Source organism: Pantoea sp. USHLN298, from assembly GCF_037149395.1.
Classification (GTDB): Bacteria; Pseudomonadota; Gammaproteobacteria; order Enterobacterales; family Enterobacteriaceae; genus Pantoea; species Pantoea astica.
This window is the reverse complement of the sequence record NZ_JBBCRO010000010.1, coordinates 22,878-37,971: the sequence shown is the minus strand read 5'-3', so window position 1 is coordinate 37,971 and position 15,094 is coordinate 22,878. Positions and strand designations below refer to the sequence as shown.

The following is a 15,094-nucleotide window of genomic DNA, read 5'->3' as shown; positions in this document are numbered from 1 at the left end:
GCGGCAATCTGCCGCCGTTTCCCGCCTCAGAACCCCACGCAAACCGGCGCATCGACCCGCATCACCGACTCCTGACCAAAGCGCTTTTTATACAGCGTACGCAACGCTTCGATATGGGTATTCACGGCCGGATCAAAACGGTGGATCAGCATCAGCGCTTTGCTGTTTTCCCGTGCCAGCTGCCCATTTTCGCCCAGCCACTGACCTTTAGCGTCATAGACTGACAGCCCGTCCCTGAAGCGCGGTGTGACCTCGTTATCGACGAAATTCATCCACTCAAGTGAGCTCACTGTCCCGCCTTGTGGCTTACTCAGACCAAACCACAGCGTGGTCTGCATCATAACGTCGCCCCCGGCACAAATGGGTTGGGGTTTGGTTGGCGGGGCTGGCGGTGTCTGGCAACCCGCCAGCAACAGCACCAGCGCAACAGGAAAAGCAATAACGCGAGACATCGATCCGCCTCCTCAGAAAATGGGCCAGCCGCCATCATAAGTGCCTGTCGGACAAAGCGGAAATGATTCGTTATTCCGCTGACAGACGCTTATGCCTGTTATGCCGTGGCTGCCCTCGCTATACTTCACCCCATCTTTCCGAAAATGAGTATCGCTTATGATCCGCAGTATGACCGCTTATGCCCGCCGCGAAGCCAAAGGCGAATGGGGCAGCGCCGCCTGGGAGCTGCGTTCCGTGAACCAACGTTATCTGGAAACCTACATCCGTCTGCCGGAGCAGTTCCGCGGGCTGGAGCCGGTGATCCGCGAGCGCATTCGCCAGCGTCTGACGCGCGGCAAGATTGAGTGCAACCTGCGTTATGATGCCGATCCCAGCGCCCAGGGCGAACTGATGCTGAACGAAGCACTGGCGAAGCAGCTTGTGCAGGCGGCTAACTGGGTGAAGATGCAAAGTGATGAAGGCGCGATTAATCCGCTGGATATTCTGCGCTGGCCGGGCGTGATGTCTGCTCAGGAGCAGGACCTGGATGTGATCAATCAACAGTTACTGCAGGCGCTGGATGGCGCGCTGGATGATTTCATTGCGGCACGCGAAAGCGAGGGTACCGCACTGAAAGGGATGATTGAGCAGCGTCTGGAAGGCGTTTCACAGGAAGTCAGCAAAGTCCGCGCGCAGATGCCTGAAGTGATCAAATGGCAGCGTGAGCGGCTGGTCGCCAAACTGGAAGACGCCGAAGTGCAGCTGGAAAATAATCGCCTGGAGCAGGAACTGGTGATGATGGCGCAGCGTGTTGACGTCTCTGAAGAGCTGGATCGACTGGATGCTCACGTGAAAGAGACCTACAACATCCTGAAGAAGAAAGAGGCGGTCGGTCGCCGTCTGGACTTCATGATGCAGGAATTTAACCGCGAGTCGAATACGCTGGCATCGAAGTCAATCAATGCAGAAATCACCACCTCCGCGATTGAACTCAAGGTGCTGATTGAGCAGATGCGAGAGCAGATTCAGAATATCGAATAATGCTCCCCTTCACTAAGCGCCTTAACTGGCGCTTAGTTGTCTCTCTGCCCGATCATTACAGCCTGTTCAGGTAGCACTTCACTTTGGTGACTTTTTCAGCGCTGAGGGTGTCAGAATTGCGTAAAGATAGATAAATAATAATTTCCAGACTCTTCTGTAACGGCTGCCATTCACATTTACACTGGCCGAAACGCTTCGCTTAACTCCCTGTATTTACGTCATTTAAACCTTAATCCTTCTTTTTTCAGCGCGTTCCGGCATCGCTCCATGAAACAGGTCAATCCTGTAGATTCCGGAGATTGCCTATCTTTCAAGGCACTTTTTGATAAAGTGTTGGTCGAAATCAGTACAGCTGTAGCGCCTGGAGACTTATGGAAGTGCTCTTTATGCGATACATCCATTTATCTCATGAAGGTTGTTAATGAAAAACACCGGAAAATTTAGCAGTTCGCTGCTGCATCCGCGTTATTGGTTTACCTGGTTTGGCCTGGGTGTGCTCTGGCTGCTGGTCCAGCTTCCCTATCCTGTTCTTATGCGTCTTGGTGCCGGTGCCGGCAAAATTTCCCGCCATTTCCTGCAGCGCCGCGAGCGCATTACCCGTCGCAATATTGAGCTCTGTTTTCCTGGCATCAGTGAAGAAAAAACCGAGCGGATGATCGCCGGTAATTTTGCTTCGCTGGGTATGGCGCTGGCCGAAACCGGCATCGCCTGGTTCTGGTCCGATCGCGCCGTTAAGCGCCTGTTTACCGTCTCCGGTCTGGCAAATCTGCACGCCGCTCAGAATGAAAAGCGTGGCGTGATGCTTATTGGCGTACACTTTATGTCGCTGGAGCTGGGTGGCCGCATCAGTGGTCTGTGTCAGCCAATGATGGCGATGTACCGCCCGCACAACAATCTGGCGATGGAATATGTTCAGACCAAAGGCCGGATGCGTTCCAATAAAGCGATGATCGATCGCCGTGACCTGCGCGGTATGGTGCATGCGCTGAAGCAAGGTGAATCCGTCTGGTTTGCGCCCGATCAGGACTACGGTCCGAAAGGCAGCACCTTCGCGCCGCTGTTTGCAGTGGAAAAAGCGGCAACCACTAACGGTACCTTTGTGCTGTCCCGTCTGGCGAAGCCTGCGATGGTGCCGATTATGCTGATCCGTAATGCGGGCAATGATGGTTATCATTTGATCATCGAACCGATGCTGGAAAATTATCCTCACACCGATGAGGCAGCAGCGGCGGCCTATATGAATAAGGTGATCGAAAACCAGATTCTGCGTGCTCCTGAACAGTATCTCTGGCTGCATCGCCGCTTTAAAACCCGTCCACCGGGTGAAGCGTCACTTTACGTTTAACGGATAAAGCAGGCCACGCGCCTGCTTTATTGTTTTATGGCCTCGGCTCCCGACCCGCTCCTCCCGGCTTTACGCGCAAACGCGCATGTCACCATCGCTTCTACCTGGTCAATGACACACTGGCATCAGACCCGCAATTGAGGAATGATGAGCACTCTCCCGCAAGCCAGAGTTGAAACGTCTTATGGATATCCATACCGCCGAGCAGTGGCAACGCCCACTGATTGATGATCGTCTGACACCTTACATTGAAGTGGATGCGCAACGTCTGGAGCAAAATCTGCAACAGATGCAGCGCAAGGCCGATGCCGCCGGCGTCGCCCTCCGTCCTCATATCAAAACCCACAAGAGCGTCTGGATTGCGCAACGTCAGCTGGCGTCAGGTGCCCGTGGTGTGACGGTTTCAAAACCGAGTGAAGGGATCAGCTTTATTCAGGGTGGCATCCGCGATCTGTTGTTAGCCTATCCGGTGGTGCAGGCGCAGAGTGTGGCAGAACTGCTGCGTCTGGCGGTGCGGCATCAGGCGAAAATTACCCTGATTGCCGATGCGCTGCATGGTGTGGAGGCTATCGCTGACGCCTGGCAGCAGCAGCCCGATTGCGACCTGGCCGTGGCGATCAAAGTGGATGTCGGGTTACATCGTATTGGCGTTGATCCGCATACCGATCGGGCGGTGGTTATAGCGCAGGCTCTGCGGGAAAAAGGATTACGCTTTGCCGGGCTGGTCTCTCACGCTGGCCACGCCTATGGTGCCGGAAATCCCGCTGCGATAGCGGACATCGCCCGTCAGGAAGCCGTAATGATGCAGGAGTTACAGGCGAAGCTTCATGCGGCGGGCTTCACCGCCTGCCCACTCTCTGTCGGGGCCACACCCACCGCGCTGGCGGCCGAAATCGACCCCTGTATTGATGAAATCCGTCCCGGCAATTATGCATTGCTTGATCTCACTGCCTGCCGTCTCGGTTTAAGCCGCGTCGATCAGCTCGCGCTGAGTGTGATTACCCGTGTGGTGGCCGTTAACGCGCATTTCGCGATTATCGATGCCGGCTCGAAAATGCTGAGTTCTGATAAAGGACCGCACGGCACGAACGCCAGCGGGTTCGGCATCGCGGCTGATGCGGCAGGCCAGACCTATGAGATCAGCAAATTATCCGAGGAGCACGGATTTTTGCTGTGTGAAAATCACCGTCCTGAAGTTGGCAGCCTGCTGCGCATCTTCCCGAATCACAGTTGCGCAGTCATGGCGCAGTCAGATGACTTTATTCTGCGCGATGAGCAGGGTGATGCGGTGAAACACCTGGTATCGGCACGCGGCAGGTTTATCTGATCAAACCGCAGCCAACACCCGATGTTGCCTGCAATCTGTTCGAAACCCTTTCTACTCCACACTTCTGTTGCTACAGCATTTTACCTGGCATAGCCCCATGCTTTAATGCCCTTTTCCGCCACTTTGCCGGAGGTAGTATGCTCTCCTCTCGTACCCTGAGCCTGACCATTCCACGCCACTGGTTAGATCTGTATGAAACCATCTGGAAACCAGAGTTCTTTCCCAAATGGGCCTCCGGGTTAACCAACAGCACGCTGGAACCGGAAGGCAACCGCTGGCGCGCCAGAGGCCCCGAGGGCACGGTGAAGATTCGTTTCACGCCTCATAATCCGTTCGGCGTAATGGATCACTGGGTTGATACCGGTTTTGGTAAGGAGATTTATATGCCAATGCGGGTAATCGCCAACGAGCAGGGTGCCGAGGTGATGGTGACGGTCTATCGCCAGCCTTTAACCTCAGAAGATAAATTTAAGCAGGATATTGAATGGGTTAGCAAAGATCTTGAAAAGCTCAATCAACTGCTTACTCAATAAATCAACGAGTTAGCGCATTTTTTATGCTGTAGTTAACGCTGGTCGTTAATGAAAAAAAATACAAAAACATTGGGCAAAAAAGCATAAAGCACTTATCTGATTACTGACGTCATTATCCCGCCTATCACCAGTTCTGCTTAAGCATTATCGCCAGGAAAACTCCTGGCAATACTGCCTGTTTGCAGCCCGCCAGGCCTGATTTTGCACTGATTTCCGTTGAGCCAGCGATGTTCACTGGTTGTTATAAACATTAATCCTTAACTAATATTTATTACAGCGCTGTAAGTGATTTAATATTTATCATGCACAGAGTGAAACCATTAATTACTGCGGTTGCGTTATCAGACTTTTCTTATGGTGTTAAATTAAATAAAACAATGTATAAATCATTCCACACACAGCAATACCCATAATGATAAAGCAGGAAAAAAGACATGGACCGCTCAACTTATCCTTTGTTATCTGAAAAAGAATTTGTTGAGATTGCCGGCAGGATGCTGGCTGGAGAATATAAAACAACAACAGGATTTATTCGTGATCTGGCGGACTTCTTATTAACAGCGGGAGATTCCGCCATGACACGAAACCGTGAATATTCCAGGGATATCTATTTTTTATCCGAGCATCATTTGATTGAATCCATAATAACATGGCAAGCCTGGCAAGGTATTTCAGGACTTCGGCCGGAAAAATTGCACTGACTCATTGCACTAACTAACGGTGTCACAGCAACCCCATTGCCGTTACACGAATATTTATTTCGCACAGAGTACATGTACTCTAACGAGCATATCATGGCGATACGTGAAAGCAGTCTGAATAGCGCAAAATGGTCTCTCCTCTCCTCGATCAAAATTATTGGCATTGGAGTGTTGCAGCTTTCGTTACTGGCGCAAATTCTGCAGGCAAATGAGCTCAACCTGCTGGCCATTGCCGTTGTGGCTTTGCTGGCTATCGATACCCTGGCCGATCGGGGCTTCTCGAATATGCTGATCCGCCGATGCATGCTCTCAATTAACGATCTCTCGATCCTTTACTGGGGCAACATTGTGATGGGCGCCGCGACATTTGGTCTGTTATTTATTGGCAGCCATCTGCTTAATCGGATGTTTGACCAGCCTGAACTGGCCTTAATGCTGGAGATGGTCTCGGTGGTCTTTATTATTATTCCACAGGGACAGCATTACAGGGCAATATTACAGCGTGAAAAACAATATACCCGTATCGCCTTTGCTGAAACCTCTTCGGTATTAGCCGGACTGAGCGTAACCTTATTTACCGTCTGGCTAACTCCGTCAGTGCTTTGTGCAATCTGGGGTTATCTGGCGATGGCGTCCATTCGTATGCTGATTTATTGCTACTACGGTCGTTCATGGTTCCAGCCAGAATACCGTTTCAGCCTGAAAGCATTTTCTCAGATTCGTGCAAGAAACAAATAATAAAATAAGTCTGTATGGTGGGCTCTGAGCATCCGAAACGATGCGTTGGCGTGCTGTGAACCAGCACGCTTTTTCTTTTTCATCCGTAATGACGATTAATATTCCCGGTTATTCTCTGTCTCCGCTGTTCCCGTTACCCTTCCGCAACTCTGCCTCACTGCCTCTGCCTGTTATTATCCCTTAACGTTGCTGATCGCGTTGACTGCGATTTGCCCAGAAGACAGCCTCCTTCGCTCTGACGCTGCGGCATTGCCCGGCGATGACCTGACAGAACAGCCCGGTCATCCATTTATCCGGCACGTCAGCATGGTGTCAGAGGTCATGTTATGGCGTAATGCGCCTGCTGGCGGTGGTACAGCAAAACAGAGAGAGGAAGTAGCGGCCGGTTAGCCTGTCGGGCGAATTTTTTCTTATGCATTGCACGAGACGTTCACGACCCGGCCTACTGATACCACGACGTTTGCAGCACACATCCATAAACTGAGCTAATCCCAATAGCGTGGCGTCAGAAAATCTCAGTCGCCGTTTATTACGCTATACCTTAGCCTTGCCGCCGTCTAACTGGAGTCTGCTATGTTACTGACCGTTCTCTACATCATCGGCATTACCGCCGAGGCCATGACCGGCGCGCTGGCTGCGGGTCGCCGTAAAATGGATCTTTTCGGCGTCATTATCATCGCCTCAGTGACCGCAATTGGTGGCGGTTCCGTTCGCGATATCCTGCTCGGCCATTATCCGCTCGGCTGGGTCAAACACCCTGAATACATCATGATTGTCGCGGCGGCGGCGGTGATCACCACCTTTGCGGCGCCACTGATGACGCATCTGCGCAAAGTTTTTCTGGTGCTGGATGCGCTCGGCCTGGTGGTTTTCTCCATTATTGGCGCTCAGGTGGCGCTGGATTCCGGCCATGCGATGATCATTGCTGCCATCAGCGCCGTCATCACGGGCGTATTTGGCGGCGTGCTGCGCGACATGTTCTGTAATCGCATCCCACTGGTATTCCAGAAAGAGCTGTATGCGGGGATCGCTTTCGCTTCAGGCTGGATCTATATCCTGCTGCTGAAAACGTCGCTGGCGCACGAAGCGGTGATCATCATTACGCTGCTGTTCGGCTTTTTTGCCCGTCTACTGGCGCTGCGTTTTCGCCTCGGCTTGCCGATTTTCAACTATCCCCACCCGGAACACTGAGGCGGGAATGCCCTGCTGCTGTAAAAAGGCGATCAGTGATTGCAGTTCAGGATGGTGAAACTGGTCGACAAGGCGCTGCGCCAGCGCGGCACCCACGCCTGGCAAGGTTTGCCATGCTGCCGCATCCCGTTGTATCAGGTCATCCCAGTGTTGATCGGGCAGCGCCTCTGCGGCTTTACGCGGTAGCGAAACACCCAGCGCGCTGATCCAGCGTCGCAGCGGTTGCTGGCGCGTCAGATTGAAACGATGCCAGAGCTGTCCGGCACGCGCAGAAGAGATGCCGGCAGCTGTGGCGATTTGCTCAGGTGTTAAGGTGAGCCAGGCGAAAAGATGCGGCATGCTGCCCGCTTCCAGTAGCTTCAGCCAGGTGTTGCGCGCTACTCCCGGAATATTCAGCACCGACTTTTGACTCAGCCAGCGCAATTTCGCCAGCATCTGCTTCTGGCAGTCGGCACTGAAGCGATAACAGCTCAGCGGGTTATAGCGTGTTTCGTCGGGCGGCTGCGGGTAATCACGTTGCGCCACTCGCCAGATCACCCGATCTAACCGTGGGATGCCCTGTCCGGCCAGACTCAGGGTCACCTGGTCTCCCGCGATGATGTCCCTATGCCGCCAGCGACGCAGTGAGCCAATGTTTACCCGCCTGACCGTTTTGTCATCCAGCTGCACCGGCTGCAGATTAAGCACCACCGCCACTTTTCCGGTGCGGCCAATCGGAAAATCAACCGACAGCACTTCACTGCTGACCTCTGGCGGCTGATATTTCCAGGCTACGGCCCATTCGCCCTCACCGGGCCGCCAGTTTTTGCCGGCAGGCCGTGATGCCTGATGAACCACCACGCCGTCGGTGACAAACGGCAGCCCGCCATGAAACCAGCGATCACGCCATACCGCGACCTCCTCTTCATCTTTTACTGGCTGGCTCCACTGCGCGGCAATGCCCAATCCCCACTGGCTCAGTTGCGCCAGCCGGTCACGCATTTTTGCCGGCCCGTCCGGCCAAGCCCAGATAAAAATATTGAGTTGCGAAAGTAGCGGACCAGGCTGTTTACTCATCATGGCGCCGGCCACTTTTGAACGGGCATTTTTACCGCCATCCCGCGCCTGATGATGATCGGTCATCGGCAGGTAGAGTTCGCCCTGCAAAACCACCTCGTCCCGATCGCTGTTTATCTGCTGCGGTATCGCCGGGATAAAGGCCGCTTTAGTCAGCCACTCCTCCCCGCGTAATCCATCACCACGGCTTAATAACGACACCAGCCTGCCCGCACGATAAACCAGTGAAACCGCAATGCCATCCACTTTAGGCTGAACCCACAGATCGCGGCGATCCTGCATCCAGTAAGCCAGCGCCAGTTTATCGCGCAGCTTTTTTACCCCGGTATGGGCAACAGGATGCAGATGTTCACCCTGCTCAGGCAGTTGTGCTGAGTAATTTGCCTGCGGCGAGCTGAAGCAGTGCAGCCAGTGGTTAAGGCGGGATTGCAGGCTATCATAATCTGCATCGGTTACCGGGCTAAGTCCCTGTTGATAATAGGCCTGATCCCAATGCTGAAGCTGCTGCTGCAGATGGGCAATTTCACTCGCCGCCCGTGCCGGAGTCCAGGCGGGGCAAATCGCACTGTAAACAGGCGCGGCTGCAAGCAAAACAGCAATCAGAGGCCAGCCAAATCCTTTCATGATCTCTCTCCTGACGTTTTGCGCCATTCAACACAGAGACGCTAGCATCAGCCAGAGGCCGTCATCCGATCCGGAACAGATCACAGCAAAATCCGTCACCTTTTACGCTCAGGCAACATCAATTTGCGCAGCAACACGCAAAAGTTTACCCGCAGCCGCTGCGCAAACGCTGCGTGGCAGCGGGAAGCTGTGTATACTGTGCAGGAAATCGACTCCGCTTTTAATCAATTCAAGAAAACCATGGCTCAAGGCACGCTCTATATTGTTTCTGCTCCCAGCGGTGCAGGTAAATCCAGCCTGATTCAGGCGCTGTTAAAGACCCAGCCGTTGTACGATACGCAGGTGTCTGTTTCGCACACCACCCGCGGCATGCGACCGGGTGAAACCCATGGCGAACACTACTTTTTTGTCGGAAAAGATGAGTTTGAGAAGATGATTGCGGAAGACGCTTTTCTCGAACACGCCAAAGTTTTCGACAACTACTACGGTACCTCGCGCCATGCCATTGAGCAGGTGCTTTCGACCGGCGTTGACGTCTTTCTCGACATCGACTGGCAGGGCGCGCAGCAGATCCGCACCCGAATGCCTGGCGCACGGAGTATCTTTGTTCTGCCGCCGTCGAAAGAAGAACTCGATCGCCGTCTGCGCGGTCGCGGGCAGGATAGCGAAGAGGTGATCACCCGTCGCATGGCACAAGCCGTGGCGGAAATGAGTCACTATGCCGAATATGATTATTTAATTGTGAATGATGATTTCGATCTGGCGCTGTCCGATCTGAAAACCATTATTCGCGCAGAACGTCTGCGCATGGCGCGCCAGAAGGCGCGCCATGATGCTTTAATCAGCAAACTGTTGGCAGTCTGAATTGAGTTTCAGTATGATGCCCAGTCATTTCTTCATCTGTGGAGTAGCACACCTATGGCACGCGTAACCGTTCAGGACGCAGTAGAAAAAGTTGGTAATCGTTTTGACCTGGTGTTGGTCGCTGCACGTCGTGCACGTCAGATGCAGGTAGGCGGCAAAGATCCGCTGGTTCCGGAAGAGAACGATAAACCTACCGTTATCGCCCTGCGCGAAATCGAAGAAGGGTTGGTCACCAATCAGATTTTAGATGTGCGTGATCGTCAGGAACAGCAAGAGCAGGAAGCCGCTGAGTTACAGGCCGTTACCGCTATCGCTGAAGGTCGTCGTTAACAGCCACCTGCAGGTCACCCTTGTATCTGTTTGAAAGCCTCAATCAACTGATTGAAAAATACCTGCCAGAGGAGCACATCAAGCGCCTCCAGCAGGCTTACCTTGTCGCACGTGATGCCCACGAGGGACAGACACGCTCCAGTGGTGAGCCTTATATCACCCATCCGGTTGCCGTAGCCTGTATTCTGGCGGAAATGAAGCTCGACCATGAAACGCTCATGGCCGCGCTGCTGCATGACGTGATCGAAGATACGCCCGCCACTTACCAGGATATGGAACAGCTGTTCGGTAAGAGCGTGGCGGAGCTGGTCGAAGGCGTTTCTAAGCTGGATAAGCTGAAGTTCCGCGACAAGAAAGAGGCGCAGGCAGAGAACTTCCGCAAGATGATTATGGCGATGGTGCAGGATATCCGCGTTATTCTCATCAAGCTGGCTGACCGCACGCACAACATGCGCACCCTCGGCGCATTACGCCCGGATAAACGTCGCCGCATCGCGCTGGAAACGCTGGAAATTTACAGCCCACTGGCGCATCGTCTGGGTATTCATCACCTTAAAACAGAACTCGAAGAGCTCGGTTTCGAAGCCCTTTATCCGAACCGTTATCGGGTTATCAAAGAGGTGGTGAAGGCGGCACGCGGTAACCGTAAAGAGATGATCCAGAAGATTCTTTCTGAGATCGATGGCCGTCTGCAGGAAGCGGGCATTCCCTGCCGCGTCAGCGGTCGTGAAAAGCATCTTTACTCGATCTACCGCAAAATGACGCTGAAAGAGCAGCGTTTTCACTCGATCATGGATATCTATGCCTTTCGCGTCATCGTGAAAGATCTCGATACCTGCTATCGCGTCCTGGGCCAGATGCACAGCTTATATAAGCCGCGTCCGGGCCGGGTCAAAGATTACATCGCCATCCCCAAAGCCAACGGCTATCAATCTCTCCATACTTCGATGATCGGCCCGCACGGCGTGCCGGTTGAAGTGCAGATTCGCACTGAAGATATGGATCAGATGGCGGAAATGGGGGTCGCTGCGCACTGGGCTTACAAACAGGCGGGCGAAAGTGGCACCACGGCGCAGATTCGTGCCCAGCGCTGGCTGCAAAGCCTGCTGGAGCTGCAACAAAGCGCCGGCAGTTCATTTGAATTTATCGAAAGCGTGAAGTCCGATCTCTTCCCGGATGAGATCTACGTCTTCACGCCGGAAGGCCGTATCGTAGAGTTGCCGACAGGCGCCACACCGGTGGATTTCGCCTATGCCGTGCACACTGACATTGGTCATGCCTGCGTCGGCGCGCGTGTCGATCGCCAGCCTTATCCGCTGTCGCAATCCCTGACCAGCGGCCAGACGATTGAGATCATCACCGCGCCGGGCGCGCGTCCTAACGCCGCCTGGCTTAACTTTGTCGTCAGTTCCAAAGCCCGCGCCAAAATCCGTCAGCTACTGAAGAATCTCAAACGCGAAGACTCGGTCAATCTGGGCCGTCGCCTGCTGAGCCATGCGCTGGGCGGCAGCCGTAAACTGGCTGAGATCCCGCCGGAGAATATCAGGCAGGAGCTGGATCGCATGAAGCTGACTTCGCTGGACGATCTGCTGGCGGAAATTGGTCTTGGCAATGCAATGAGCGTGGTGGTGGCGAAAAACCTGCTGCAGGCTGACAGCAAAGCGATCAGCAACAGCAAACGCGGCAAGCTGCCCATCAAAGGCGCCGACGGCGTACTGATTACCTTCGCCAAATGCTGTCGACCGATTCCCGGCGATCCGATTGTTGCGCACGTCAGTCCCGGTAAGGGCCTGGTGGTGCATCACGAATCCTGTCGAAACATTCGCGGTTACCAGAAAGAGCCAGAGAAGTTCATGCCGGTTGAATGGGACAAAGTGACTGAGCAGGAATTTGTGGCGGAAATTAAGGTCGATATGTTTAACCATCAGGGCGCGTTAGCCAACCTGACGGCGGCGATTAACACTGCCGGTTCTAACATTCAGAGCCTGAACACGGAAGAGCGCGATGGCCGGGTATATAGCGCCTTTATTCGCCTCACCGCCCGCGATCGCGTCCATCTGGCCAATATCATGCGTAAAATCCGCGTGATGCCGGATGTGATCAAAGTTCACCGTAACCGTAATTAGTGCATGAACGATCAACGTTTTGCCCGAATTCAGACCATGCTGGCGCTGCGTCAGCACGATCTCACGGTCTGCATGGAACAAGTGCATAAACCGCACAACGTCTCTGCGGTCATTCGCACCGCCGATGCAGTAGGTATCCACGAAGTGCACGCCGTCTGGCCAAGCCAGCGGATGCGCACCCAGGCGTCCGCCTCGGCCGGCAGCAACAGCTGGGTCAAGGTGGTGACGCATCGCACTATCGGCGACGCCGTGACACAGCTTAAACAGCAGAAGATGCAGGTGTTAGCCACCCATCTGTCAGCGGAAGCCGTCGATTTCCGCGAGATTGATTATACCCGCCCGACCTGCATCCTGATGGGACAGGAAAAAACCGGCATTACCGATGAAGCCCTGGCGCTGGCCGATCAGGAGATTATCATTCCGATGGTCGGTATGGTGCAGTCGCTGAACGTCTCGGTTGCCTCCGCCCTGATCCTGTATGAAGCCCAGCGACAACGGCAGAATGCCGGCCTTTACCAGCGTGATTACAGCCTGCTGGATGAGGATGAACAGCAACGTCTGCTGTTCGAAGGGGGTTTCCCGGTGCTGGCGCGCGTCGCGCGGCAGAAAGGCCTGCCCTATCCGCGCATCAACGCCTTGGGCGAGGTCGAGGCTGACGCCAGCTGGTGGGCCACCATGCAGTCAACCGGTAAAAGTAAAAGATGAAAGGCCGCCTGCTGGATGCCATTCCGCTCAGTACCCTGACCGGCGTCGGTGCCAGCCAGGCGGCAAAGCTGGCCAAAATTGGCCTGCACACCATTCAGGATCTGCTGCTCCATCTCCCGCTGCGTTACGAAGATCGTACCCAACTTTACGCCATTGATGATCTGCTGCCCGGTATCTGGGCCACCGTAGAAGGTGAAGTGCTGCATTCCGAGATCACTTTTGGCCGCCGCCGGATGATGGTGTGTCAGATCAGCGATGGCAGCGGCGTGCTGACAATGCGCTTCTTCAACTTCAACGCCGGCATGAAAAACAGCCTGGCGCCAGGTCGTCGTGTTACCGCCTACGGTGAAATCAAACGTGGTCAGCGCGGCGCTGAGATCATTCATCCTGAGTACCGTATCCAGGGCGAACACAGCAACGTGGCGCTTGAAGAGACGCTGACGCCGGTCTATCCCACCACCGAAGGCATCCGTCAGGCTACGCTGCGTAATCTCACCGATCAGGCGCTGACGCTGCTGGAAAGCTGTCCGATTGCCGAGCTATTACCGCAGGAGCTAAGCGGCGGTTTAATCAGCCTGCCCGATGCGTTGCGTACTCTGCATCGTCCGCCACCCGATCTCAAACTGAGCGAGCTGGAGAGCGGCCGTCATCCGGCGCAGCGTCGTCTGATTCTGGAAGAGCTGCTGGCGCATAATCTCAGCATGCTGGCGGTACGCGCCGGTGCGCAGCGTTATTACGCGTTACCGATGCCGCCTCGTCATAACCTGAGCGATCAACTGCTGGCGGCACTGCCCTTCTCGCCTACCGGTGCGCAGAAGCGGGTTGTGGCGGAAATAGAGCATGACCTGGCGAATGACTTCCCGATGATGCGGCTGGTGCAGGGCGATGTGGGTTCCGGTAAAACGCTGGTGGCGGCGTTATCGGCGCTGAATGTGATTGCGCACGGTAAACAGGTTGCCCTGATGGCCCCGACTGAACTGCTGGCTGAACAGCACGCCAGCAACTTCCGTCAGTGGTTTGCGCCGCTGGGGATTGAAGTCGGCTGGCTGGCTGGAAAACAGAAAGGAAAGGCGCGGCAGGCACAGCAGGAAGCCATTGCCAGCGGTCAGGTTGCGATGGTGGTCGGCACCCATGCGCTGTTCCAGGAGCAGGTGCAGTTCAACGGCCTGGCGCTGGTGATTATCGATGAGCAGCACCGTTTTGGCGTCCATCAGCGGCTGGCGCTGTGGGAAAAGGGCGAGGAACAGGGTTTCCATCCGCATCAGTTGATCATGACGGCAACGCCGATCCCCCGCACCCTGGCGATGACCGCTTATGCCGATCTCGATACCTCGACCATTGACGAACTGCCACCGGGCCGCACGCCGGTCACGACGGTCGCCATTCCCGATACCCGACGCGATGAGATCATTGCGCGGGTTGAACATGCCTGTCGCGAAGGGCGTCAGGCGTACTGGGTCTGTACGCTGATTGAAGAGTCTGACCTGCTGGAAGCGCAGGCGGCGGAAGCCAGCTGGGAAGCACTGAAAACGGCGCTGCCCGATCTCAACATCGGCCTGGTACACGGCCGGATGAAGCCGGCTGAAAAACAGGCGGTGATGCAGGCGTTTAAAACCAACCAGCTGCAGTTGCTGGTAGCAACCACGGTGATTGAAGTGGGCGTCGACGTGCCTAATGCCAGCCTGATGATTATTGAAAACCCGGAACGCTTAGGACTGGCGCAGCTGCATCAGCTACGCGGACGGGTAGGCCGTGGCGCGGTCGCCTCACACTGTGTGCTGCTCTACAAAGCGCCGCTCAGTAAAACCGCCCAGAAGCGATTGCAGGTGTTGCGCGACAGCAATGACGGCTTCGTGATTGCGCAGTTTGACCTGGAGATCCGCGGACCAGGCGAGCTGCTGGGTACGCGCCAGACCGGTAACGCCGAGTTCAAAGTGGCAGATTTATTGCGCGATCAGGCGATGGTGCCGGAAGTGCAGCGCGTGGCGCGACATATCCACCAGCACTATCCCGAGCAGGCCAGCGCCCTGATTGAACGCTGGCTGCCGGAGAACACCCGTTATACCAACGTCTGACCGGCC

The 15,094-nt window shown here is 54.8% G+C and carries 14 protein-coding genes; 12 read left to right on the top strand and 2 right to left on the bottom strand.

The genetic code is table 11. The features are described 5' to 3' along the window. Nucleotides 1-26: 26 nt before the first annotated feature. Nucleotides 27-452 carry a DUF3574 domain-containing protein gene (locus WFK59_RS21235; protein ID WP_233985863.1) on the bottom strand — a complete coding sequence of 142 codons (426 nt, stop codon included), beginning with the start codon at nucleotides 450-452 and terminating at the stop codon, nucleotides 27-29. Nucleotides 453-609: 157 nt separating this feature from the next. On the opposite strand from WFK59_RS21235, the gene WFK59_RS21230 reads away from it, so the two are divergent. The 7 genes from WFK59_RS21230 to WFK59_RS21200 all read left to right on the top strand — a co-directional run bounded on the left by WFK59_RS21230 (nucleotide 610) and on the right by WFK59_RS21200 (nucleotide 7,308). After that, nucleotides 610-1,473 (top strand): YicC/YloC family endoribonuclease, encoded by an 864-nt coding sequence (locus WFK59_RS21230; protein WP_233985861.1) that lies wholly within the window; start codon nucleotides 610-612, stop codon nucleotides 1,471-1,473. Between the two features lie 421 nt (nucleotides 1,474-1,894). Further along, nucleotides 1,895-2,818: a kdo(2)-lipid IV(A) palmitoleoyltransferase gene (gene lpxP, locus WFK59_RS21225; RefSeq protein ID WP_094121043.1), complete on the top strand. Its 924-nt coding sequence runs from the start codon at nucleotides 1,895-1,897 to the stop codon at nucleotides 2,816-2,818. Between the two features lie 184 nt (nucleotides 2,819-3,002). Then, nucleotides 3,003-4,145 carry an alanine racemase gene (locus WFK59_RS21220; RefSeq protein WP_336757222.1) on the top strand — a complete coding sequence of 381 codons (1,143 nt, stop codon included), beginning with the start codon at nucleotides 3,003-3,005 and terminating at the stop codon, nucleotides 4,143-4,145. Between the two features lie 137 nt (nucleotides 4,146-4,282). After that, complete coding sequence (locus tag WFK59_RS21215) at nucleotides 4,283-4,678, top strand: polyketide cyclase (protein ID WP_336757220.1); 396 nt, start codon at nucleotides 4,283-4,285, stop codon at nucleotides 4,676-4,678. Nucleotides 4,679-5,112: 434 nt separating this feature from the next. After that, nucleotides 5,113-5,379, top strand: a complete 267-nt coding sequence (locus WFK59_RS21210) for a hypothetical protein (RefSeq protein WP_031375158.1) — start codon at nucleotides 5,113-5,115, stop codon at nucleotides 5,377-5,379. A gap of 93 nt (nucleotides 5,380-5,472) precedes the next feature. Beyond that, the gene (locus WFK59_RS21205) at nucleotides 5,473-6,117 is read left to right on the top strand and encodes an oligosaccharide flippase family protein (protein WP_233985827.1); all 645 of its coding nucleotides are present in this window, start codon (nucleotides 5,473-5,475) and stop codon (nucleotides 6,115-6,117) included. A gap of 573 nt (nucleotides 6,118-6,690) precedes the next feature. Next, entirely contained in the window at nucleotides 6,691-7,308 is a 618-nt protein-coding gene (locus WFK59_RS21200) for a trimeric intracellular cation channel family protein (RefSeq protein WP_233985826.1), read from the top strand. Here the strand turns inward: WFK59_RS21200 and ligB are convergent. After that, a complete protein-coding gene (ligB, locus tag WFK59_RS21195) occupies nucleotides 7,246-8,988 on the bottom strand; it encodes an NAD-dependent DNA ligase LigB (protein WP_336757218.1) in 1,743 nt (580 codons plus the stop codon). The genes WFK59_RS21200 and ligB overlap by 63 nt on opposite strands. A gap of 240 nt (nucleotides 8,989-9,228) precedes the next feature. Between ligB and gmk the strand changes: the two genes are divergently transcribed. From gmk to recG, 5 genes are read left to right on the top strand one after another with little or no spacing between them, the layout of a single operon-like run. After that, the gene (gmk, locus tag WFK59_RS21190) at nucleotides 9,229-9,852 is read left to right on the top strand and encodes a guanylate kinase (RefSeq protein ID WP_233985824.1); all 624 of its coding nucleotides are present in this window, start codon (nucleotides 9,229-9,231) and stop codon (nucleotides 9,850-9,852) included. A gap of 54 nt (nucleotides 9,853-9,906) precedes the next feature. Beyond that, entirely contained in the window at nucleotides 9,907-10,182 is a 276-nt protein-coding gene (gene rpoZ / locus WFK59_RS21185; protein WP_003851346.1) for a DNA-directed RNA polymerase subunit omega, read from the top strand. A gap of 20 nt (nucleotides 10,183-10,202) precedes the next feature. After that, the gene (gene spoT, locus WFK59_RS21180; RefSeq protein ID WP_233985823.1) at nucleotides 10,203-12,308 is read left to right on the top strand and encodes a bifunctional GTP diphosphokinase/guanosine-3',5'-bis pyrophosphate 3'-pyrophosphohydrolase; all 2,106 of its coding nucleotides are present in this window, start codon (nucleotides 10,203-10,205) and stop codon (nucleotides 12,306-12,308) included. Between the two features lie 3 nt (nucleotides 12,309-12,311). After that, a complete protein-coding gene (gene trmH / locus WFK59_RS21175) occupies nucleotides 12,312-13,013 on the top strand; it encodes a tRNA (guanosine(18)-2'-O)-methyltransferase TrmH (RefSeq protein WP_094121051.1) in 702 nt (233 codons plus the stop codon). Beyond that, entirely contained in the window at nucleotides 13,010-15,088 is a 2,079-nt protein-coding gene (recG, locus tag WFK59_RS21170; protein ID WP_233985822.1) for an ATP-dependent DNA helicase RecG, read from the top strand. Before trmH ends, recG begins: the two co-directional genes overlap by 4 nt. Nucleotides 15,089-15,094: the final 6 nt, after the last annotated feature.

Excerpts from the sequence above, each read along its gene's own strand:
- lpxP (WP_094121043.1), top strand. The coding sequence starts at position 1,895 with ATGAAAAACACCGGAAAATTTAGCAGTTCGCTGCTGCATCCGCGTTAT.
- WFK59_RS21235 (WP_233985863.1), bottom strand. The coding sequence starts at position 452 with ATGTCTCGCGTTATTGCTTTTCCTGTTGCGCTGGTGCTGTTGCTGGCG.
- gmk (WP_233985824.1), top strand. The coding sequence starts at position 9,229 with ATGGCTCAAGGCACGCTCTATATTGTTTCTGCTCCCAGCGGTGCAGGT.
- trmH (WP_094121051.1), top strand. The coding sequence starts at position 12,312 with ATGAACGATCAACGTTTTGCCCGAATTCAGACCATGCTGGCGCTGCGT.
- WFK59_RS21230 (WP_233985861.1), top strand. The coding sequence starts at position 610 with ATGATCCGCAGTATGACCGCTTATGCCCGCCGCGAAGCCAAAGGCGAA.
- recG (WP_233985822.1), top strand. The coding sequence starts at position 13,010 with ATGAAAGGCCGCCTGCTGGATGCCATTCCGCTCAGTACCCTGACCGGC.
- ligB (WP_336757218.1), bottom strand. The coding sequence starts at position 8,988 with ATGAAAGGATTTGGCTGGCCTCTGATTGCTGTTTTGCTTGCAGCCGCG.
- WFK59_RS21220 (WP_336757222.1), top strand. The coding sequence starts at position 3,003 with ATGGATATCCATACCGCCGAGCAGTGGCAACGCCCACTGATTGATGAT.
- WFK59_RS21205 (WP_233985827.1), top strand. The coding sequence starts at position 5,473 with ATGGCGATACGTGAAAGCAGTCTGAATAGCGCAAAATGGTCTCTCCTC.
- WFK59_RS21215 (WP_336757220.1), top strand. The coding sequence starts at position 4,283 with ATGCTCTCCTCTCGTACCCTGAGCCTGACCATTCCACGCCACTGGTTA.
- rpoZ (WP_003851346.1), top strand. The coding sequence starts at position 9,907 with ATGGCACGCGTAACCGTTCAGGACGCAGTAGAAAAAGTTGGTAATCGT.
- WFK59_RS21200 (WP_233985826.1), top strand. The coding sequence starts at position 6,691 with ATGTTACTGACCGTTCTCTACATCATCGGCATTACCGCCGAGGCCATG.
- WFK59_RS21210 (WP_031375158.1), top strand. The coding sequence starts at position 5,113 with ATGGACCGCTCAACTTATCCTTTGTTATCTGAAAAAGAATTTGTTGAG.